The following is a 20268-nucleotide window of genomic DNA, read 5'->3' as shown; positions in this document are numbered from 1 at the left end:
TCAAGACGCCGCGCACCGCGCTTGACGATGCGTCAAGTGCGGCGCGCCGCGTCCCCCCTTCACGGCGCGAGGTGCACGCCCATGCCGGCCTGGGCCTCGGCCAACTCCTCGCGCAGCTCCAGTGCGGGAATCACGTAGTCGCCGCCGTTCTGCCGGCGATACGGAAGTACCGCGTCGGTCGCGAGGCCATCCAGGCGGCGGCCCAGGCCTTCCAGAACGGCCGGATAGGTCGAGGCGTCGACGCGGCTGGTCCGGTAGATGACGTGCGGCGGCAGCACGTCGAAGCCGGGATAGAACAGGATGCCGTGCTGGATCGGAAACAGCAGGTCGTCGATCGGCCCGTTGATGCCGCGCGGCCCATAGTGGGACGCCCACCCGCCGGTGGTCACCACCAGCATCGCGCGCTTGCCGCGCATCGCACCTTCGCCATAGCGGTCGCCCCAGTGCCGGTCGGAGTGTTCGCCCACGCCGTAGGCAAAACCGTAGGCATACACCCGGTCCACCCAGCCTTTCAGGATCGCGGGCATCGAGAACCACCACAGCGGAAACTGCAGGATCACCGCATCGGCCCAGCGCAGCTTCTCCTGTTCGGCGGCGATGTCGTCGCTCTGCCGGCCAGTGGCGTACGCCTGGCGCGAATCCAGCGACGCATGGAAAGGCACGGCCGGATCGCGCCCGACATGGTCGTCGGCATCGAGTTGCGGCTTCCAGCGCATCGCGTACAGATCCGACACCTGCACGGTGTGGCCGGCCTGCTGCAGGCGGGCAACGCTGAAGTCTTTGAGCGCGCCGTTGAGCGAGCCGGGTTCGGGATGGGCGTGTACAAGCAGGACGTTCATGGGAACTCCGTGGCGGGAAGGCCCCCACGGTAGGCGCGACCGGCTTATAGTAGAAATGAATTCCTGCAATTGATGGCATTGCTATGGACAATACCCTGCGCCGCATCGATCTCAACCTGCTGGTCACCCTGCAGGCGCTGCTGGAGGAACAGAACGTCACCCGCGCCGCAGCGCGCCTGCACCTGGCGCAACCGACGGTGAGCGTGCAGCTGGCGCGGCTGCGTGCCTTGTTCGACGACCCGTTGCTGCTGCCTGCAGCGCGCGGCATGCGCACCACCGCGCGTGCCGAAGCGCTGCGGGCACCTCTGGCGGAGGCCCTGCAGGCCCTCTCCCGCGCGGTCGCGCCGACCCGTCCGTTCGACCCCGGCCAGGCGCGCAACACCTGGCGGGTGATGGCCTCCGACTACGGCGAATCGACGGTGCTGCTGCCCGCACTGCCCAGACTGCGGCATGCCGCGCCGGGCACACGGCTGGCCATCGTCGAACTGGCGCCGCAGCGCATGGTGGAACGCGCCGAGCGCGGCGACATCGACCTGGCTTTCCATATCGCCGCAGACGCGCCGCCGGCCCTGCATCATCGGCCGCTGTTCACCGAGCGCTACGTGCTGGCCGGCCGCCGCGATCACCCGCGCCTCAAACGACGCCCGACGCTCAAGCAGTTCTGCGCGCTGGAGCATGTGATCGTGTCGCCACAGGGCGGCGGCTTCCACGGCAGCACCGACGCCGCGCTCGCCGAACAGGGCGCCCAGCGCACGGTCGCGCTGTCGGTGCCGCACTTCCTGTTCCTGCGCAGCACGCTCGCGCGCACCGACATGGTCGCGATGGTGCCCGAACGCCTGGTTCTCGGCGATCCCGCACTGCGTGTGGTCGAGGCCCCCATCGAGGTGCCGGGCTACCAGATGGTGATGCTGTGGCACGAGCGCGTGCATCGCGATCCGGCGCATCGGTGGCTGCGCGAGCAGATCGCCGCAGCGGTTGCCTGACTACCCCGGACCCGATATTGCGACGCGTCATGTAAACGGTTACATCCCCTGCTAGCGTGGCCCTGCCCCAGTGCCGGGGCGTACCTGGACCAGGAGCGCATCGATGGGGCTGCACGCTGACCGCTGGACCGTCCTGTACCGACCCTCCCCCGGCATGGCGCGCGCCCTGCTCGTTCCGGCACTGGCTCTGGCCGCCTCCTGTGCCGGCCAGGAACTGCCGCCGCGCAGCCACTGGCAGGCCAGCAGTTCCTCGCAGCAGGTGCCGGCGATGGCGGTCGCCCATCTCATCGATGGCGACCCGAAGACCGTCACCGGCGGCGCCTTCAGCCCAGGCCACTGGTTCCAGGTCGACCTCGGCGCGACCAGCACGCTCAGCGGCGCGCAACTGACCTGGGATGTCTCCAACCCCGAGGGCTACACCCTGCAGACCTCGCTGGACGGCACGCAGTGGCAGCCGGCCTACACGATGCGCGATTCGCTCGGCGGGATCGAAACGCTGTACTTCGCGCCCCGCCCGGCACGCTACCTGCGCCTGGCCAGTCCCGAGCGCACCGCCGACTGGGGCGTATCGATCTTCGAGCTGGAGCCGCTGGATGCGCGCGCCAGCGCACGTGTCGCCGGCCTCGGCCCCATGCAGGCGGCAGCGCTGTGGCAGGGCGGTGGCGCTGTTGCCCTGCCGCCCGGCAAAGACGGTGACCACGTGCTGGAGATCGCCCTGCCGCGCCCCGAGGCGACCACGGGTCTGGCCGTGGATTGGGCCGGAGCGCATGGTGCGGCACGCCTGGACGCGCGCGATGCGCAGGGCCGGTGGCACGAGATCGCGCGGGACCCCCAGGCCGGCAGCCGCGTGCAGAGCTGGCTGGCCGGCACGGCGCCGCTGACGGCCACCGCGCTGCGGCTCACTGTCGAGGGCGATGCACCCGGCGTGGATCGTCTCCGCCTGCTCGGACCGGCGGCGGTGATGACGCCGATGAAGCGCTACCAGATTGCCGCCAGCGGGGCGCAGCGCGCCCTGTTCCCCGCCTCGCTGCACCTGCAGCAGACCTACTGGACCGTCGTCGGCGTACACGCCGGGCGGCAGAAATCGATCTTCGACGAGTACGGCAACATCGAAGCCTACAAGGGCGCGCCGCTGGTCCAGCCGATCTGGCGCAACGCCGACGGCCATGCCACCGGTGCGGCGGGCCAGCCGGTGGCACATGCGCTGCGCGATGGCTGGAAGCCGATGCCGTCGGCCCGCTGGGCGCCGCAACCGGGTCTGGAACTGCAGAGCGAGGCGTTCGCGATCGCGCTCGATGGCCAACCGGTCACCTTCGTCCGGCATCGTCTGCGCAACACCGGCAGCACGCCGGTGGACGGCACATTGACGCTGGCGGTACGGCCGATGCAGATGAACCCACCGTGGCAGAACGGCGGCCTGTCGCCGATCCGCACGATTGCGGTCGACGGCCGCGCGGTGCGCGTCAACGGCCGCCCGCTGCTGCACTCGCTGACCGCCATCGATGCCGCAGGCGCCGCGCCGTTCGGTGTCGATGGCAGCAGCGAGATCACCACCGCCATCGCCACCGGCCGCCTGCCGGCCGAGCAGCAGGCGCAGGATGCCGATGGGCTGGCCGCCGCCGCGCTGGCGTACCGTATCCAGCTCGCGCCGGGCGCCAGCCGTTCGGTGGTGGTCGCCTTCCCGCTCGGCACCGCCGCCGCGGCCGCTGATGGCACGCTGCCGCCGGCGCCCGCACCAGCGCTGGGTGATGCACCGCGCGATCCGGACGCCGCCTACGAGATGTTCGCCAACCGCGCCGCCGCCGACTGGCAGGCGCGCCTGGGCCAGGTGGGACTGCGCCTGCCCGATCCATCGCTGGTGGACATGCTGCGCGCGCAGGCCGCCTACATGCTGATCAACCAGACCGGCCCTGCGATGCAGCCTGGCCCGCGCAACTACAACCGCTCCTTCATCCGCGACGGCATGGCGACCTCGGCGGTGCTGCTGCGCATGGGCGAGGCCGAGGTCGCACGCGACTACCTGGCCTGGTACAGCGACCACGGCGTCCACCCCAACGGGCTGGTCTCGCCGATCCTCAACGACGATGGCAGCGTCAACACGGGCTTCGGCTCTGACATCGAGTACGACAGCCAGGGCCAGTACATCGCACTGGTCGCCGATGTCGCCCGTCTCGATGGCGGTCCCGAATCGGTGCGCGCCTATCTGCCCAAGGTGAAGGCGGCGCTGCGCTTCCTGCAGGAGCTGCGCGAGCGCACCCTGGTGCCGGGCTACATGGCGGGCCAGCCGGCGCCGGAACGCTTCGCCGGCATCCTCGCACCGTCAATCAGCCACGAGGGCTACCCTTCGCCCACCCACAGCTACTGGGACGACTACTGGGGCCTGAAGGGCTGGCACGACGGCGCATGGCTGGCCGAGTCGCTCGGCGATCACGAGACTGCCGCGTGGGCCCATACCCAGTACACCGCCCTGCACAATGCGCTGGCCGCCTCGATCCGCGCCACGATGGCGTGGAAGGGCATCGACTTCATCCCCTCCTCGGCCGACCTCGGCGATGGCGATCCCACCGGCGTATCGATCGCGCTGGACCCGACCGGCGCGCAGGACGTGCTGCCGCCCACGGCGTTGCGCACCACCTTCGCGCGCTACCTGGACGATGTGCGCAGGCGCAACCAGCCCGGCGCGCTGTACGCCTACACGCCCTACGAAATCCGCAACGTGCTCAGCTACGTCCACCTCGGCCAGCCCGCCGCCGCCGCGGAACTGCTGCAGGGCCTGCTGCATGACCGCCGTCCGCTGGAATGGCAGGTGCTGGCCGAAGTGGTGCACTCGCGGCTGCGCTTCCCGCGCTACCTGGGCGACATGCCACACACCTGGATCGGCGCGGAGTACGGCCGCACGCTGTTCGGCATGCTGATGCGCGAGGACGACGATGCCCTGTCGCTGCTGCCCGGCACGCCCCCCTCCTGGGTGGCCGGGGAAGGGCTCGCCATCGACCGCCTGCCGACCGCCTACGGCACCCTGCAGCTGCAGGCGCAGCAGCGCGACGGTGCCCTGCGCCTCACCCTCGGACCCGGCCTGCGCGGCGATACCGCCGTGCGCGTGTGGTGGCCAACGCGCACGCGCCCGACCAGCGTGCGCGTGGATGGACGCACGGTGAGCGATTTCGACGCCGATGGCATGCGGGTGAAGCGACCGTTCCGCACCCTCGAGGCGCGCTGGTAGAGCACGCCACGCCCGGCTGCTCAGAGATTGGGCAGTCCGGGCGGGTTGGTTTCCGAGCGTGCCACCGCCTCCTCGCTGACATTCCAGCGCTGCAGCGCCTGCGCATAGGTGCCCGAGGCAATCTGTGTGTTCAGCGCGTGGGTCACCGCCTCGGCCAGCCCGCTGCCCTTGCGCGTGGTCACCGAGATCGCCGCCGCCTCCGGCCAGCCGCCGGGGAACAGGCCGACCCGGCGCACCTTGCCATCGCGCGCGGAATAGGCGCCGGTGGCGTTGGGCTCGAAGGACACATCGGCGCGCCCGGTGATCACCGCCAGGCGGCCCACCACCGCATCGTCGAAGTACTGGTACTCCACCGGCTTCAGCCCGGCGGCGATGTTCTGCCGGTCCCATTCGCGCAGGATCTGGTCCTGGTTGGTGCTGGCGCCCACTACCACTTTCAGCCCGGCCACATCGGCCGGCGAGGTGACCGCCTGGATCGGGCCATCGGTGCGGGTATAGATGCCGAGCAGATCGAAACGGTAGCTGGAAAAGTCGAACTTCTGCTTGCGCGCTTCGGTCACCGTGATGTTGGAGATCACCGCGTCGTATTTCCCCGACTGCAGGCCCAGCGGCCAATCCGGCCACGCCACCGGCACCAGCACCAGCTTCAGGCCCAGCCCATCGGCGATGAGTTTGGCGATATCCGGCTCGACCCCCACGATCTGCCGGCTGTCGGCGCCATAGTCGGCCAGCGGCAGCTGCGCCGGGTGCGTGGCCACGGTCAGCGTGCCGGGCGTGACGAAACGGAAGCCCGGCGGCAACAGCGCCTGTGCCTGCGGGTCCGCCGTGCCCGTCAACGCTGGCGCATCGGCACCGGCCAGCGGCTGGCTGCGCGGGGCAGCGGCATCGCCGCGCTGTGCCACCCGCGAGTAGACGATACCGCCAACCCCGAGGGCGAACACGGTGGCGATCAGCACGGTGCTGGTGGACAGGCGGCGTCGGCGTGAAGCGGTCATGGTGTGTCCTGCGGGGAATGGGCGGTGGGGAACTACAGGGTCCGGGCCAGGAAATCGGCGGTGCGCTGCTGGCGGGGACGGTCGAAGACCTGCGCCGGCGAGCCCTGCTCGATCACCCGCCCCTGGTCCATCATCACCACGTGGTCGGCAACGTGGCGGGCGAATCCCAGTTCATGGGTGACGATTACCAGCGTGGTGCCGGAGCGCGCCAGTTCTTCGATGACCCCCAGCACCTCGGACACCAGCTCCGGGTCCAGCGCGGAGGTCGGTTCGTCGAACAACAGCACCTTCGGCTGCAACGCCAGCGCACGCGCGATGGCAACGCGCTGCTGCTGCCCACCGGACAACTGGCGCGGGTAGGCATCGGCCTTGTCGGACAGCCCCACCCGCTCGAGAAGATCCAGCGCGTGCTGCTCCGCCTGCGCACGCGGCACGGCGCGCACGGCCATCGGTGCTTCGATGATGTTCTCCAGCACGGTCAGGTGGGGGAACAGGTTGAAGCTCTGGAACACCATGCCGACATCGGCGCGCCGACGGCGGATCTCGCTTTCGGCCAGCTCATACAGCGTGTCGCCGTCGCGGCGGTAGCCAACCAGTTGACCATCCACGCTGACGAAGCCCGCGTCGGCGCGCTCCAGATGGTTGATCACGCGCAGCAGCGTGGATTTGCCCGCGCCCGACGGTCCGATCAGCGCGGTCACGCTGCCGCCCCTGAGTTCCAGGTGTACGTCGTCCAGCACGGTCTGTTCGCCGAAGGTCTTGCTGACGCCCTGCAGCGATACCGTGGCGCCGGGACCTGCTGCGGCAGGCGCGGCCAATGACGGGCGTGCCGCTGCACCGGTGGACGCCGGCCGCCGGCCGGACCGCGACGGCGACCGCGACACGCTGCGCTCGCCCTGCGCCTGGCCACGCGCGAAGCGCCGCTCGATGCGCCGCTGCGCCAGCGACAGCACGGTCAGGATCACCAGGTACCACACCGTGGCGACCATCAGCAGCGGCACCACCTCCAGGTTGCGCCGGTAGATCACCTGCACCGTGTAGAACAGCTCGGGCAGCGCCAGTACATAGACCACCGAGGTGCTCTTGGCCAGGCCGATCACATCATTGAACGCGGCAGGCAGGATCGAGCGCATCGCCTGCGGCAGGATGATGCGGCGGATCTGCCGGCCGCGCGGCAGGCCGAGCGCCGCCGAAGCTTCGTACTGCCCGTGGTCCACCGACAGGATGCCGCCGCGGATGACTTCGGCCGAGAATGCCGCCTGGTTCAGGGTCAGGCCCAGCACTGCGGCGGTGAACACACCGATCAACTGCGTGGTCGGATACGCGAACAGGGTGATGTCGGTAAACGGCACGCCCAGCGCGATGGTGCTGTACAGATAGCCCAGGTTGTTGAGCAGCAGCAACAGCACCAGCAGCGGGATCGAGCGGAACAGCCACACATAGCCCCATGACACCGCCGACAGCAGCGGCGAACCGGACACCCGCGCCAGCGCCAGCACCGTGCCCAGGGCGAAGCCCAGGGCGGTGCCAAGCGCGGTCAGCCACAGGGTCCGGGCGAGCCCTTCCAGCACCGGCCGCGCAAAGAACCACTCGGCGAACGTACCCCAGCCCCAGCGCGGGTTGCCCAGCACCGACTGCAGCGCGAGCAGGATCAACGCCAGCGCCAGCACCGTGCCGACCATCTGCAGCGGATGGCGTGCCGGCACGATGCGCAGGGCCGGCGTCGGCTGCGTGGCCGCAACGCCGGGCAAGGCGGTGGACGGTGTGCTCATGCGGACACTCCCTGCAGGGTAGCGGCTGCCGACGCAGCGGGCGCCGGACGCGCGGAAGGCAGGTGCTTCTCGAACGGCAGGTGCGCGATGGTTTCCGGATCGGCCTGCAGATCGAACAACGCGCGGTAGCCGTGGCTGAGATACAGCCCCACTGCTTCGGGCTGGCGGAAGCCCGTGGTCAGGAACACCCGCCGGTAGCCCTGCCGCACGGCCTGGTCTTCCAGCTCCTGCAGCACGCGCCGGGCGATGCCCTGCCGGCGCAGGCCCGGCAAGGTCCAGATGCGCTTGAACTCGGCGGTGTCCGGATCACGGTGCGGCATGAACGCGCCGCCGGAAATGGCCTCGCCATCGCGCAGCAGCAGCACGAACGCCCCGACCGGCGCGGCGAACGCCTCGGCCGGATAGCGCTCCAGCTCCTCGCGGGCGCTGCCACCGATGCGGCGGCGCACGTCGGCGTAGCGGCTGTCGTATTCCTGCTCCAGCCCATCGAACAGCGGCCTGGCCAGCGGGTCGTGCACAGCGGTGTAGATGAACTGCTCGCTCATGCCGGCTGCTCCACCAGGTAATGCTCGGCCAGCCGCGCCCACAGGCTGGCGGCCGGCGCGATGGCCGCGTCGTTGAACACATAGCGCGGGCTGTGCAGCGGTGCGCTGTCACCATTGCCGACGAATACGAAACTGCCGGGGCGCGCCTGCAGCAGGAAGGCGAAATCCTCGCTGGCGGTCCGCGGCGCGAAGTCGTCCAGCACCTGCGCGTCGCCAAAGCCGGCGCGTGCCACCGTGCGGACCAGCGCGGTCTGTTCGGGATGGTTGATCACACTGGGAAATCCGCGGGGAAACTCGATCTCGGCGCGCGCCCCGAATGCCGCCGCAGTGTGCTGCGCCACCTCGGCCACGCGCCGGCGCAGCGTGTCGCGCACCTCGGGCAGGTAGGCACGGACGGTCAGGGTCAGCTCCACCACGTCGGGAATGACATTGGCTGCCTTGCCACCGTGGATGGAGCCCACCGTCACCACCCCCATCTGGCGCGGATCGACATTGCGCGACACCACACTCTGCAGCGCGGTCACCACATGCGCGGCGGCCAGGATCGGATCGACGCTGCCCTGCGGCTCGGCACCGTGACCGCCCTTGCCGACCACGCGCAGCCGCGCCCAGTCCACCGAGGCCATTGCCGGTCCATCGACGAACCCGAAGTGACCGGTCGGCACGCCTGGCCAGTTGTGCAGGCCGTAGATCGCATCGACCGGAAAGCGCTCGAACAACCCATCGGCGATCATCCTGGAGGCGCCCGACCCGGTTTCTTCCGCTGGCTGGAACACCAGCTGCAGGGTGCCGTCGAAGCGCCCGTGATGGGCCAGATAGTGCGCCGCCGCCAGCAGGATCGCGGTATGCCCGTCGTGGCCGCAGGCGTGCATCAGCCCCTCGCGCTGGCTGGCGTATGCCAGTCCGGCGTCTTCCTGGATCGGCAGCGCATCGATGTCGGCACGCAGGCCAAGACGGCGCGTGCCCTGCCCGCGCTGCAGCGTGCCGACCACGCCGGTGCCACCGACACCGGTGGCGACCGTGTAGCCCCACTGCTGCAGCAGTTCGGCGATGCGGGCGCTGGTGCGGTGTTCTTCGAAGGCCAGCTCGGGGTGCCGATGCAGGTCATGGCGGATCGCGATTGCCGCGTCGATGCGCGCGGCAATCGCCGGGAGTACGCCGCGCGGCACTGCGGTATCCAGCGGGGGACGGTCCAGGAGAGTCATGGCGGTATCCTTCAACCGGCCTTGCGCGCGGCAGGCGCGGCATCGGCATGGCGGCTGGCCTTGTACGGCAGGCCGAGGTGGTCGCGCAGCGTGCCGCCCTCGAGCGTGCCGCGGTGGTAGCCCCGTGCCTGCAGGATCGGCAGCACCTGGGTCACAAAATCGTCCAGACCCTCGCGCTGCACCGCGAAGCCGAGAATGAATCCGTCACTGGCACCCGCCTCGAACCAGCGGATCAGTTCATCGGCCACATGCTCGGCGGTGCCGATGAAGTTCGGGCGCGGGCTCACCGTCTGCAGCGCCACCTGGCGCAGGGTCAACCCCTGTTCGCGCGCGTCCTGTTTGATCTTGTCGGTGGTGGAGCGGAACGCATTGGCGCCAATGTCGCCCAGGTCCGGGAACGCGGCATCCGGGTCGTACTGGCTGAAATCGTGATGGTCGAAGAAGCGGCCCAGGTAGGCCAGCGCGTCCTCCAGCGTTGCCAGCGCGGCAATCGCCTGGTACTTGGCTTCGGCGTCCTCGGCGGTGCGCCCGACGATCGGACCGATGCCGGGGAAAATCTTCACGTCGGCGGCGCTGCGTCCGTGCGCGATGGCCGCGTTCTTCACCTTCTGGGTAAATGCCCGGGTCTCCTCCAGCGACGGTGCGTGGGTGAACACCGCATCGGCGTACTTGCCGGCCAGCGCGATGCCGTCATCGGACGCGCCGGCCTGGAAGATCACCGGCTGCCCCTGTGGCGAACGCTGGATGTTGAGCGGGCCTTCCACCTGGAAGAAGCGCCCCTTGTGATCCAGCCGCCGGAATTGCCCAGGCGCGAAGAAGGTGCCGCTGTCGCGGTCGCGTACGAACGCGTCGTCATCCCACGAGTCCCACAGCCCCTGCACCACCTGCAGGTATTCGTCGGCGATCTGGTAGCGCAGCGCATGCTCGGGATGCGGTCGCCCGTAGTTGCGGCCAGACCCTTCCAGCGGCGAGGTCACCACGTTCCAGCCGGCACGCCCGCCGCTGATCAGGTCCAGCGAGGCGAACTGGCGTGCCACCGTGAACGGATCGCTGTAGGAGGTGGACAGGGTGCCGGCCAGCCCGATCTTCGTGGTGGCCGTTGCCAACGCCGACAGCAGCGTGATCGGCTCGAAGCGGTTGAGGAAGTGCGGGATCGATTTCTCGTTGATGTACAACCCGTCGGCCACGAAGCCGAAGGCGATGCCGTGATCCTCCGCGGTACGCGCCACATTGATGTAGTACTGCAGGTTGACGCTGGCGTCGGGGACGTTGGAGGGATGCTTCCAGGCATGCATGTGGCTGCCGGGGCCCTGCAGCATGATGCCGAACGGAATCGGACGCGGGGTCTTGCTCATGGCGGTCTCCAGGGAGTCAGGCCACCGCCGCGCGTGGCGCGGGCGACAGCAGTTCAAGTGAGGTCAGGCGCGCGTCGAGGTCGGCGACCGGCGCATCGAGGATGAATTCGCCCACACCGAAACGCCGGTGCAGGTCGTCCAGCGCACGCCGCACGTGCGTGGCATCGCCGGACAGCACGCTGGGATGGGTTTCCTCGATGCGGTAGCTGGCCACCCCCACCTGCCGCGCGTACTCGGCCGCCGCTTCGGGGCTGGGCAGGTTGACCGTCTGGCCCGGTGCCAGGTGCAGCTTGTAGATGCGCAGCGCGCCGAGGTGCCGCGCCGCCGCTTCGGCGGTGGGCGCGGCGAACGCCACGGTGGCCAGCAGCGGTGCAAGCGAGGACACCGCGCGATAGGCCGAGAACGCCGCTTCGATGCTGCGCGGATCGCCATCGAAGTGCGCGGCGTAGACGAACCGCCAGCCCAGCTCGGCCGCCAGCCGCGCACTCTGCGGGCTGGCCCCGAGCAGGAAGCGCTCGGCGGGCTGCTGCGGCAGTGGGCGCGCCTGCGCCGACGCGTGCGGATGGTCGGCGGCCAGGCTGCCGGACAGGAAACCCTCGAGGTCCTGCAACTGCTGCTCGAAGGCACCCACCGGCGCGCGCCCGGCCGCCAGCGCCGCGGTCGAGGCCGGCAGGCCACCGGGTGCCTTGCCCACGCCCAGGTCTACGCGACCAGGTGCCAGGCTGGCGAGCAGGTTGAAGGTTTCGGCCACCTTGTACGGCGCGTAGTGGCGCAGCATCACGCCACCGGTGCCGACGCGGATGCGACGGGTCTGCGCCAGTACCCAGGCGGCCAGCACCTCCGGTGCGGGGCTGGCCAGCTGCGGCGTGGCGTGGTGCTCGGCAAACCAGTAGCGGTGATAGCCGAGGTGCTCGGCGTGCTGGGCCAGGCGCAGGCTGTCGCGCAGCGCCTGCTCGGGCGTACCTCCGTCGCTGATCGGGCTCTTGTCCAACACGCTGGTCAGGTAACTCATGCGGATCGCCTCGGTCAGGGATGGGCTACGGGAATGCCGAGCAGGCCGTTCAACGCTGCCAGGATGGGCTCGGCACCGGAGATCACCTCGCGGTCGGCATGGGTGCCGCTTCCCTGTACCGAGCGCACGCCCTGCGGCAGCACCAGCTTGGGCAGCGACTGGTCATGCCCGCCGATCTCCGCGATGACCTCCTGCCGCGGCCGGGCAAAGCCGATCCGGCGCACGTCCAGTTGTGCGTCCAGGCCGTCGATGCTCGACAGCGCACCTTCCAGCAGCAGGCTGTGGCGGCAGAAGAAGCGCTGCCCCGGCAGCTGGCCGTCCTCGAATTCGCGATCCAGCAGGAACAGGATCGGCTTGTGGGTGGGGTGTGCAGACACGGCAGTGGTCCTCGTCTTGGTCGGCAGCAGTGCGCCGCTGGAACCTCGATGCTAGAGAAGCCCCGCCCGCCACCTGCGGCGCAAATCGACAATCGGCGGTCGGATCCAGCCAGGCAAATGCGCGTTGGGCATATGCACACGACCGGGGGTTATGGGGACCTCACGCGGCGGCCGCGCGCGGCCGCCACCCCAATGCCGGTGCGATCTCGTCGACGACGATGCGCAGGATGCGGCGGTAATCGCCGGCAGGCAGCTCGTACGGCAACTCCACGCGCAGTTCATCCACCTGCTGAAGTACGGGATCGGCGCGCAACGCCGCAATGATGTGGGCCGAACTGCCCACCACATCGGCCGCGAACAGGGTTCGCCGCGGCCCCTGCGGCCCGCGCGTGCGCGCATGGCGCTGCGTGGCGAACGCGTGCAGGCGCTGACACGTTGCGGCGTCGGCGCCGTCGGTGGGCACCAGCACGCGCCCGGCCGCCACGCGCGCAGGCGAACCGGCTGTGCGCGCCGCGCGGTACACCGAAAGGTGCTGCAGTTGGGACGACACGAAATCGTCGTGGGTTTCTGCGCGGCTGACATTGCCAAGCAGAAGGTGCAGGCCCTGCGTGCCTGCCCAGAGGGCCGACGCCAGCGAGCCGGCGCCATACCACACGCGCTGCGCCAGCCCCGGTGCATGCGGCTGCAGGCGCGGCCGGTACTGCGACGCCGCGTTGCCCACGCGCGTCTCCTCCGTGCCGAGCGGCGCGCCGTTCAATGCCTCGATCAGGCGCTGCACGCGCGCATGCGAGAAGTCGCTCTGCGCAGGGTCGCCGTCGAACAGCAGCGGCCCCAGCAGCGCACCGAGCGGCGGTGGACCTGCGCTCACGCCCACCTGCACGCGGCCTCCAGCCAGCGCATCGAGCAGCGACAGATCCTCGGCGAGGCGGAACGGCGTTTCGTAGCCCAACTGGATCACCGCGCTGCCCAGTTCGATATGCCGGGTGCGCTGGCTTGCGGCAGCGAGGAACACCGCCGCCGAACTGATGCCCGGTTCCAGGTGCCGGTGGCGTACCCAGGCACCGTCGTAGCCCAGCGTTTCAGCAAAGGCGATCAGGTCCAGCGCATCGTCCAGGCCGGCGCGCGGATCCTCCGGCAGATAGCTGCCAGGGGTGAGGAAGGCAAGGTGACGCAGCTGCATGCCGCGCGTGCCTATGCGATACGACGCAGCGGCGCCGGGATTGCCGCCGGCAGCAGGTGCCCCGCCGCCCGCGCCGCCGCCAGTTCAATCCGCCCCAGCAGGGCCGCACTGTCCACCCGGTCGCCCTCGAAATCCGCGGGCGTGGCATACACCCCGATCGGCAACGTATGCGCCTGCAGGAAACTGAACAACGGGCGCAGCTGGTGGTCGATCACCAGCGCATGGCGTTCGCTGCCGCCGGTAGCGGCGAGCAGCACCGGCGTATCCACCAGCGCCTCCAGTCCGATGAAATCGATCAGGTGCTTGAACAGACCAGGATACGAGCCCCGGTACACCGGCGCGGCCGCGATCAGCAGGTCGGCCGCTTCGATCCGCAACAGCGCCTGCTCGATGCGCGGCTCCACTTCATCGCGGGTCAGCGCCTGGCCGAGCGAGCGCGCGATGGGCGCCAACTCCACCAGTTGCACCTCGATATGCAACCGTTGGCGCAGCGCCTCCACCAGGTGGCGCACCAGCAGCAGCGTGCGCGAGTTGGCCGAGCTGGTCGGCGAGCCGATCAGCGCAACCACGTTCAATGCAGATGACATCGCAATGCTCCCATGTAGCGCCGGGCCATGCCCGGCGGCGTGTGGCGTGAACCTCAGAACCGGTAGTGGATGCGCCCATACCAGAACGCGCCGATGGTGCTGAGCACGTCGCCGGTATCCCAGGTGGTCTCGATGCTGGCCACGTCGGTGGCGCTTCGTGCGTACTCGGGCACCTTGCGGGTGCGCTTGTCGAACACGTTGTTGATACCCAGCGCTGCGCTCCAGCCACCGCCGAGGTCGACGCCGCCGGACAGGTTGGTGACCAGCACCGGCGGCTGTTTGTACTCCACCCCGTTGTTGAGCCGCTTGATCGGACCGTAGTAGGTGACGTCCAGGTTCGAACGCCACCGGCCGTTCTGCCAGCCCAGCCCTGCCACCTGCGTGTAGGCCGGCGTGCGGAACCGCAGTGCGTACTCGCTCGACCGGGTCAGCAGATTGATGTTCGGCAGGCCCTGCAGCACGGCAGGAATGTCGCGTACCTGCTGGATCGTGGTGCGGCCCACGTTGGCGGCGTAGCTCCAGCGCAGCGCACCCCAGGCGGTCTGCTGGTTGGCTTCCAGGGTCAGCTCGACGCCGCGCGTGCGGGTGTTGCCCACATTGGTGAAGTAGCTGGCGTAGAACGCATCGCCGGGCAGAATGCTGATGCCGGCCGTGCCAAGCAGCGTGTCGATGGTGGTCTTCTGCGCCGCGCTGAGCACGGTACCGCTGTTGTCCGTGATGCGGTTGGGATCCTGCGCGTTGTAGCCGATCTGGCTGGACTGGCCGAGCTGGCCGCGGATGTCGATCTGGTACACATCCACCGCCAGGTGGAAGGCTGCGCTGGGATCCCAGGTCACGCCCAGGCTGTAGTTGTTGGCCTTCTCCGGCTGCAGCGGGCTGGCCCCCAGCGCCAGCGCCGCCGGCGAGGACACCTGCGCCACCAGCGTGGTGCCGCACGGGCAGCTGCCGGTAGCCTGGTAATACTGCGCGCCGAGGCTGGGCGCGTGGAAACCGTTGCTGACCGTGGCACGCACGCCGAAGGCATCGGTCACATCGAAACGCGTGGTCAACCGCCCGGTCGACACGCTGCCGAAGTCGGAGTGGTCCTCCCAGCGCGCTGCCGCATCCAGGTACCAGCGCGAGGTCACATTGGTGGCCGCACCCACGTATACCGCCTTGCTGTTGCGCGTGGCCTCCACCGCATCCGCCGTGGAGTAGCCCACGAAGGCCGCCGCGCCAAACCCGGTGTACGACTCCCACTGCCCTGCCCCCCGCTCATAGCGCTCGTGCTGGTATTCGGCACCGGCACTTACTTCCAGCGGAGAGGCAAACGCGCCCACCTCGACACTGCGGCGCAGGTCCAGGTTGGCGATGCCCTGCTGGTAATCGAGCTTGCCGTCATAGAAGTCGGTCGGCGCGCCCGGGTAGGTCAGCGAGAAGTTGGCCGAATTGCGCGTGTAGGTGCGCACCGTATTGCGGTTGCCGGTCAGGCTGGCGTCCACCTCCCAGCCGGCCCACTGCCCCTTCACCCCGGCCGTGCCGGTGTACTGCTTCTCCTTGGTTTCGAGCACCGGCAGGAAGCCGTCCGGCCACACGTTGAGCACGCTCGGTGCCTTGTAGGTTCCAAAGATCGTCGCCGGCAGGCGGAAGTTCTGGATCGCCTGCGCGGTGCGGTCGCTGGCCGTGGCCGTGGCATAGAACTGCGCGTTCTCGCCCAGGCCGTGGCCCACGTTGAGCGCGAAGGCGCGCAGCGCATACGACGGCGAGCTGAGAATGGTGTTGGCCTCGTTGTTGCGGGTGGCCTCGGCCGGGTTGGGCGTGGTGTTGGGCGGCAGGCGGTTGTTGGGCAGCAACGCAACGGGGTTGCCGTTGGCGTCGATCGCCGGGTAGCTCAGGTAGCCGTCGATGTAGCGGCGCGGCCGGATCGCGTGATGCTGCCGCGTGCTCTCGCCGGACAGGTTCACGAAACCGTCCTGGCCCCACGGCAGGCCGACGTTGGCGCGCACGCTGGTGCGGCTGCCATCGCCGTCGATGCTCTGCCCGCTTTCCACCGACACATCGCCGCCATGCGCGTTCGACTTGAGGATCACGTTGATCACGCCGGTGATCGCATCCGAGCCATACAGGGCCGACGCACCGTCGCGCAGCACCTCGATATGGTCGATGGCCGCCACCGGAATCAACGCCAGGTCGGTCCATGCGTGGCCCGGATACCCGCCGCCGTTGGCACCGCTCACGTACGCACTGGCATTGCGGCGTTTGCCGTTGACCAGCACCAGCGTGTAGCCCGGCGACAGGTTGCGCAGCTGGTAGCCGCGGATCAGGCTCTCCTGGTCACTCTGGTAGCCGCCGATCTGGCTCAGCGACGGCAGGGCGCGCTGCAGCGCCTCCAGCAGGTTGGCCTGTCCGGTGGCAACCAGGTCCTCCGCCGACACCACATCGATCGGCGTGGAGCTGTTCTTGACCGTGCGGTTGCTGGTGCGCGAGCCGGTGACCACCACGGCATCCAGTGTCGAGGCCGCCGTACTGGCGGCGCTGGCCACCGTGTCCGGTGGCGCGCCGGGGCTGTCGGCGTGCGCGCCGCCGGCGGCCAGACTCAGCGCGATCAGGAGGGAAAGGGAGGACAGCGTCGGCACGCGTGTCGTGGTCAGGGGGCGGAAGGCAGAAGGCATGGGGGCTCTTGGAGGAAGAAGGACAGTCACGTCCGCGACAGGGGTGTCGCAGGGCTTCAGCTCGAATTCGGCGTGGGCGCCACGCGCCGGCAACATCGCGACAGGGACGACAGCGGCATATCGGGTAGTCCGGGATGAACAGGCCTCCATTCAAGGGCCTGCGCGCAGCGCGCAACAGCCGGCCAGGCGTCACGCAGCCGCAACATCGCGCCACGCACATGACCGCCGGTAATGACGTCATTCGCGCCGGGCGCTGCCCGGCTGCCGACACCCCGCTAGCATCATCGGATGCTCTCTCCCCACGACCCGCACGCACCGCCCACCGTCGCCATCGTGGCCTGCCACGGCCAGGGCCTGTTCGAATTCGGCTGCGCCGTGGGCCTGTTCGCGCCGGTGCGCCCGGAGCTGGAGGTGGCCTGGTACACCACCCTGCTCTGCGCCGCCGAACCCGGCGCGCTGCGCATGCTGGGCAGTGCCGACGTGCAGTTGCCGCACGGGCTGGAATCACTGGACCGCGCCGACACCATCATCGTGCCCGGCTGGCGCACCCCCGCCGAGCGCCCACCGCAGCCGCTGCTCGACGCCCTGGTCCGCGCACACGGTCGTGGCGCCCGTATCGCCTCGATCTGCTCGGGCGCGTTCGTGCTCGCGTGGGCCGGGCTGCTCGACGGCCGCAGCGCCACCACCCACTGGCGCCTCACCGAGACGCTCGCCCGCGACTTCCCGGCCATCACCGTGCGCGAGGACGTGCTTTACGTCGATACCGGCAGCATCGTCACCTCCGCCGGCTCGGCCACCGGCATGGACATGATGCTGCACCTGGTCCGCAAGGATTACGGCGCACACGTGGCCAACCTGGTCGCCGAACGCCTGGTGCTGGCCCCGTGGCGCGACGCCGAACGCAGCCAGCGCGTGGTGCGGTCCATCCCCAAGGGCGAGCCGACGCGGCTGGCGCGGTTGATGGAATGGATGCGGCGCAACCTGCGCGAGGAACACTCGCTGAAGAGCCTGTCCGAGCAGGCCGCGCTGAGCCAGCGCACGCTGCAGCGGCAGTTCCTGGACGCCACCGGACTATCCCCGATCGACTGGCTGATCCGCGAGCGCGTCGCCTTCGCGCGCGAACTGCTGGAAACCACCGACCGCCCGCTGCACTGGGTCGCCGAGCAGGCCGGGTTTGGTTCGCAGGAATCGTTCCGACGGCACTTTCGAGGGCAGACCGCGCTCAGCCCCACCAGCTACCGAGAGCAGCATCGCGAGGCTGCGGCCCTGCGCGGGCCCGGTTGCTGATACCCGGTGATGTCACTCCGCCGTGGACAGCCGGTGCGCAGTGCGGGTGCCGGTGCGGATGTGCAGGCACTGCAGCGCGAAGCCGACCACAAACAGCAGCAGCCACACCAGCAATACGCCCAGTACTACCGGCGCCATCGGTGCTGGAGCAAGGGGGTGTGACACCGGCACGCGGGTCAGCGTCTCATTGGTGCCAGGCACCAGCGACAGCAGAAACGTGAAGGACAGCGCGAACGCAGCCAGATAGGGCCGGAGCCGGCCGAGGAACCTGAGCCGCGGTACCAGCACGCCACCTGCAGCGATCAACAGGATCACCACTCCGAAGGCGTGGCCCGGGTTGAGCCCGCCCGTGCTGGACACGCCGAAGGCACTCAGCACCGACAGCACCAACCCCCACAGGTAGACCTTGCCCGAACGCGTTGACGGATCGATGCCCCGGTGGCGGATGAAGCTGTAGGCGCCGGCGAGCAGCGGAACCAGACTGAGTGCGGTATGGACGACGCCCAACGGCGAGAGGGAATGACTCATGGCGAGACCTCGAAGCGATGTAGAGAAGTAAGCAGGAATTCACAAACCTACCAGTAGGTAGGCTTTATGGGCGAAAAAATGGGGAGGCCCGCCCGAAGCGGTCTCCCCTCTGTATTCAAGCCGCGCGTGTCAGCCGTGCAATCGACAACTGGCCCAGCGTCTGGAACGTAGTGGGATCAGCGAAACCACGTGCAGCCAACATCGCCCCATGCACCGAGGCCATGAACGCACGCGCCTCATGGGCCGCCGGCCCCTGCAACCGCAGTTGCCCCTTCGTCGCGCCGCTCTCCAGCACCGTGGTCAGCCAGGCGGTCAGATCGTCGAAATGCCCGCGCACCTCGTCCACAATCTCCTCCGGCAGCAGTGGCATCTCGGCCGCCAACATCGCGCAGATGCAGAACGAGGACGTGCCGCCGCGGATGCAGGTGGACCAGTAATCCACGTAGGCATTGAGCTCCTGCAGCGGATCGGCCAATTGCCGGTCCAGCAGCGCCAGACCCTCGCGTGCCTCAGCGCGGTACAGCGCCACCACGGTGCGCACCAGCTCGGCCTTGGTCGGGAAATGGTGATGGATGCTGGCCTTGCTGATGTTCACCCGCACCGCGATGTCGGCATAGCTGAAGCCGTTGTAGCCGCCGGTTTCAAGCAGGGTTCGCGCCTGCGCAATGATTTCCAGGGCCTTGGGGGAGAGCGCTTCGTTCATGGCGTCAACCTACTAGTTGGTTGGTTGCGTGTCAAGTTCACTTTTCCAGGTGAACCAGGGTCCGAGCCCGGACATGGCCCCCGGCATCAACGCGTCCGCACACTCACGGTCCTGCACGCCGCCCTGCCGCAGCATCCGGCGCGGCGCCACACAGCCCTGCGGTCACCTTGATCGGGCTGTTACGCGGGTGGGCACTGCCGCTACTGCAGCGGCGGGCACAGCCGGCCCGCTAGCGGGCTGTCCAGCCGCCATCCACCGGAAGCGCGGTCCCCGTCATCTGGGCGGCGGCGTCGGACGCCAGGAAGACCACCATGTCTCCCAGCTGGTCGGGCGTCACGAACTGCAACGTGGGCTGTTTCTCGGCCAGCAATGCACGAGCGGCAGACTCCTGATCCGTTCCGTCCCGCTCCGCCAACGCCGTGATCTGTTGCTCGACCAGCGCGGTTCGCACCCAGCCTGGGCAGATGGCATTGGCCGTGATGCCGGTACCCGCGGTTTCCAGCGCCGTCGCCTTGGTAAAGCCCACCACGCCGTGCTTGGCCGCTACGTAGGCCGACTTGTTCACCGACGCCACCAGTCCATGCACCGATGCGATGTTGATGATGCGGCCAGCCCCCTGCTGCGTCATGTAGGGCAAGGCAGCCGCCGTGGCATGGAAGACCGCCGATAGATTCAGCGCCAGGATCGCGTCCCACTTGTCTACGGGAAACGCCTCGATCGGCGCGGTGTGCTGGATGCCCGCATTGTTTACCAGAATGTCGATGCGCCCCATCGTCTCAACGGCATGGGCGATCATTCCCCGCACCGCCTCACCACGCGAAAGGTCGGCGCCGTCATGCGCCACCCGCACGCCATGCTCGGCCGCCAGGCGGGAACGGATGCTCTCGATCTCCGCCGCGTCGCCAAATCCATTCAGCACGATATCGGCCCCCTGCCGCGCGAGCGCAGTGGCAATGCCAAGACCGATACCGCTGGTGGAGCCAGTAACCACCGCGACTTTTCCAGTGAACATGGGCGAGATTCCAT

General features: G+C 69.1%; 17 protein-coding genes. 3 read left to right on the top strand and 14 right to left on the bottom strand.

The window, feature by feature from the left end; genetic code table 11:
* Nucleotides 1-59: 59 nt before the first annotated feature.
* Complete coding sequence (locus ACLB90_RS18355) at nucleotides 60-839, bottom strand: NAD(P)H-dependent oxidoreductase (RefSeq protein ID WP_411850794.1); 780 nt, start codon at nucleotides 837-839, stop codon at nucleotides 60-62.
* 83 nt (nucleotides 840-922) lie between these two features.
* On the opposite strand from ACLB90_RS18355, the gene ACLB90_RS18350 reads away from it, so the two are divergent.
* Both ACLB90_RS18350 and ACLB90_RS18345 read left to right on the top strand, forming a co-directional pair.
* Nucleotides 923-1822, top strand: a complete 900-nt coding sequence (locus ACLB90_RS18350) for a LysR substrate-binding domain-containing protein (RefSeq protein ID WP_411850793.1) — start codon at nucleotides 923-925, stop codon at nucleotides 1820-1822.
* Nucleotides 1823-1925: 103 nt separating this feature from the next.
* Complete coding sequence (locus tag ACLB90_RS18345) at nucleotides 1926-5045, top strand: discoidin domain-containing protein (protein ID WP_411850792.1); 3120 nt, start codon at nucleotides 1926-1928, stop codon at nucleotides 5043-5045.
* A 20-nt stretch (nucleotides 5046-5065) separates the two neighbouring features.
* Here ACLB90_RS18345 and ACLB90_RS18340 read toward each other — a convergent pair whose 3' ends face one another.
* The 10 genes from ACLB90_RS18340 to ACLB90_RS18295 form a co-directional block, all read right to left on the bottom strand.
* Nucleotides 5066-6040 (bottom strand): ABC transporter substrate-binding protein, encoded by a 975-nt coding sequence (locus tag ACLB90_RS18340; protein WP_411850791.1) that lies wholly within the window; start codon nucleotides 6038-6040, stop codon nucleotides 5066-5068.
* Between the two features lie 32 nt (nucleotides 6041-6072).
* The gene (locus ACLB90_RS18335; protein WP_411850790.1) at nucleotides 6073-7812 is read right to left on the bottom strand and encodes an amino acid ABC transporter permease/ATP-binding protein; all 1740 of its coding nucleotides are present in this window, start codon (nucleotides 7810-7812) and stop codon (nucleotides 6073-6075) included.
* Nucleotides 7809-8357, bottom strand: a complete 549-nt coding sequence (locus ACLB90_RS18330; RefSeq protein ID WP_411850789.1) for a GNAT family N-acetyltransferase — start codon at nucleotides 8355-8357, stop codon at nucleotides 7809-7811. The genes ACLB90_RS18335 and ACLB90_RS18330 overlap by 4 nt, the downstream gene beginning before the upstream one ends.
* Nucleotides 8354-9562, bottom strand: a complete 1209-nt coding sequence (locus tag ACLB90_RS18325; protein ID WP_411850788.1) for a M20 aminoacylase family protein — start codon at nucleotides 9560-9562, stop codon at nucleotides 8354-8356. The genes ACLB90_RS18330 and ACLB90_RS18325 overlap by 4 nt, the downstream gene beginning before the upstream one ends.
* Nucleotides 9563-9573: 11 nt before the next feature.
* Nucleotides 9574-10917, bottom strand: a complete 1344-nt coding sequence (locus ACLB90_RS18320) for an LLM class flavin-dependent oxidoreductase (protein ID WP_411850787.1) — start codon at nucleotides 10915-10917, stop codon at nucleotides 9574-9576.
* 16 nt (nucleotides 10918-10933) lie between these two features.
* Nucleotides 10934-11929, bottom strand: coding sequence for an MsnO8 family LLM class oxidoreductase (locus ACLB90_RS18315; protein WP_411850786.1), 996 nt, complete (start codon nucleotides 11927-11929; stop codon nucleotides 10934-10936).
* A 14-nt stretch (nucleotides 11930-11943) separates the two neighbouring features.
* Nucleotides 11944-12306: a DUF3088 family protein gene (locus ACLB90_RS18310; RefSeq protein WP_411850785.1), complete on the bottom strand. Its 363-nt coding sequence runs from the start codon at nucleotides 12304-12306 to the stop codon at nucleotides 11944-11946.
* Nucleotides 12307-12466: 160 nt separating this feature from the next.
* Nucleotides 12467-13486 carry an LLM class flavin-dependent oxidoreductase gene (locus ACLB90_RS18305; protein ID WP_411850784.1) on the bottom strand — a complete coding sequence of 340 codons (1020 nt, stop codon included), beginning with the start codon at nucleotides 13484-13486 and terminating at the stop codon, nucleotides 12467-12469.
* 11 nt (nucleotides 13487-13497) lie between these two features.
* Complete coding sequence (gene msuE / locus ACLB90_RS18300) at nucleotides 13498-14073, bottom strand: FMN reductase (RefSeq protein WP_411850783.1); 576 nt, start codon at nucleotides 14071-14073, stop codon at nucleotides 13498-13500.
* A gap of 53 nt (nucleotides 14074-14126) precedes the next feature.
* Complete coding sequence (locus ACLB90_RS18295) at nucleotides 14127-16724, bottom strand: TonB-dependent receptor plug domain-containing protein (protein ID WP_411850782.1); 2598 nt, start codon at nucleotides 16722-16724, stop codon at nucleotides 14127-14129.
* 288 nt (nucleotides 16725-17012) lie between these two features.
* On the opposite strand from ACLB90_RS18295, the gene ACLB90_RS18290 reads away from it, so the two are divergent.
* Nucleotides 17013-18011 carry a helix-turn-helix domain-containing protein gene (locus ACLB90_RS18290; RefSeq protein ID WP_411850781.1) on the top strand — a complete coding sequence of 333 codons (999 nt, stop codon included), beginning with the start codon at nucleotides 17013-17015 and terminating at the stop codon, nucleotides 18009-18011.
* 12 nt (nucleotides 18012-18023) lie between these two features.
* Here ACLB90_RS18290 and ACLB90_RS18285 read toward each other — a convergent pair whose 3' ends face one another.
* The 3 genes from ACLB90_RS18285 to ACLB90_RS18275 form a co-directional block, all read right to left on the bottom strand.
* On the bottom strand, nucleotides 18024-18539 hold the full coding sequence (locus ACLB90_RS18285; protein WP_411850780.1) for a hypothetical protein: 516 nt from the start codon (nucleotides 18537-18539) through the stop codon (nucleotides 18024-18026).
* Between the two features lie 115 nt (nucleotides 18540-18654).
* The gene (locus tag ACLB90_RS18280; RefSeq protein WP_411850779.1) at nucleotides 18655-19242 is read right to left on the bottom strand and encodes a TetR/AcrR family transcriptional regulator; all 588 of its coding nucleotides are present in this window, start codon (nucleotides 19240-19242) and stop codon (nucleotides 18655-18657) included.
* A gap of 229 nt (nucleotides 19243-19471) precedes the next feature.
* Nucleotides 19472-20254 (bottom strand): 3-hydroxybutyrate dehydrogenase, encoded by a 783-nt coding sequence (locus ACLB90_RS18275; protein WP_411850778.1) that lies wholly within the window; start codon nucleotides 20252-20254, stop codon nucleotides 19472-19474.
* Nucleotides 20255-20268 lie beyond the last annotated feature (14 nt).

This window comes from Stenotrophomonas sp. LGBM10, from assembly GCF_046736075.1.
Classification (GTDB): Bacteria; Pseudomonadota; Gammaproteobacteria; order Xanthomonadales; family Xanthomonadaceae; genus Stenotrophomonas.
Note: the sequence above shows the minus strand (reverse complement) of the source record. Positions and strands in the feature narration are given on the sequence as shown.

What these genes read in the sequence shown, in the direction of transcription:
- ACLB90_RS18305 (WP_411850784.1), bottom strand. Translation starts at nt 13,486, where the DNA reads ATGCAGCTGCGTCACCTTGCCTTCCTCACCCCTGGCAGCTATCTGCCG.
- ACLB90_RS18335 (WP_411850790.1), bottom strand. Translation starts at nt 7,812, where the DNA reads ATGAGCACACCGTCCACCGCCTTGCCCGGCGTTGCGGCCACGCAGCCG.
- ACLB90_RS18285 (WP_411850780.1), bottom strand. Translation starts at nt 18,539, where the DNA reads ATGAGTCATTCCCTCTCGCCGTTGGGCGTCGTCCATACCGCACTCAGT.
- ACLB90_RS18330 (WP_411850789.1), bottom strand. Translation starts at nt 8,357, where the DNA reads ATGAGCGAGCAGTTCATCTACACCGCTGTGCACGACCCGCTGGCCAGG.
- ACLB90_RS18315 (WP_411850786.1), bottom strand. Translation starts at nt 11,929, where the DNA reads ATGAGTTACCTGACCAGCGTGTTGGACAAGAGCCCGATCAGCGACGGA.
- ACLB90_RS18325 (WP_411850788.1), bottom strand. Translation starts at nt 9,562, where the DNA reads ATGACTCTCCTGGACCGTCCCCCGCTGGATACCGCAGTGCCGCGCGGC.
- ACLB90_RS18340 (WP_411850791.1), bottom strand. Translation starts at nt 6,040, where the DNA reads ATGACCGCTTCACGCCGACGCCGCCTGTCCACCAGCACCGTGCTGATC.
- msuE (WP_411850783.1), bottom strand. Translation starts at nt 14,073, where the DNA reads ATGTCATCTGCATTGAACGTGGTTGCGCTGATCGGCTCGCCGACCAGC.
- ACLB90_RS18350 (WP_411850793.1), top strand. Translation starts at nt 923, where the DNA reads ATGGACAATACCCTGCGCCGCATCGATCTCAACCTGCTGGTCACCCTG.
- ACLB90_RS18275 (WP_411850778.1), bottom strand. Translation starts at nt 20,254, where the DNA reads ATGTTCACTGGAAAAGTCGCGGTGGTTACTGGCTCCACCAGCGGTATC.
- ACLB90_RS18280 (WP_411850779.1), bottom strand. Translation starts at nt 19,242, where the DNA reads ATGAACGAAGCGCTCTCCCCCAAGGCCCTGGAAATCATTGCGCAGGCG.
- ACLB90_RS18295 (WP_411850782.1), bottom strand. Translation starts at nt 16,724, where the DNA reads ATGCCTTCTGCCTTCCGCCCCCTGACCACGACACGCGTGCCGACGCTG.
- ACLB90_RS18355 (WP_411850794.1), bottom strand. Translation starts at nt 839, where the DNA reads ATGAACGTCCTGCTTGTACACGCCCATCCCGAACCCGGCTCGCTCAAC.
- ACLB90_RS18320 (WP_411850787.1), bottom strand. Translation starts at nt 10,917, where the DNA reads ATGAGCAAGACCCCGCGTCCGATTCCGTTCGGCATCATGCTGCAGGGC.
- ACLB90_RS18290 (WP_411850781.1), top strand. Translation starts at nt 17,013, where the DNA reads ATGCTCTCTCCCCACGACCCGCACGCACCGCCCACCGTCGCCATCGTG.
- ACLB90_RS18345 (WP_411850792.1), top strand. Translation starts at nt 1,926, where the DNA reads ATGGGGCTGCACGCTGACCGCTGGACCGTCCTGTACCGACCCTCCCCC.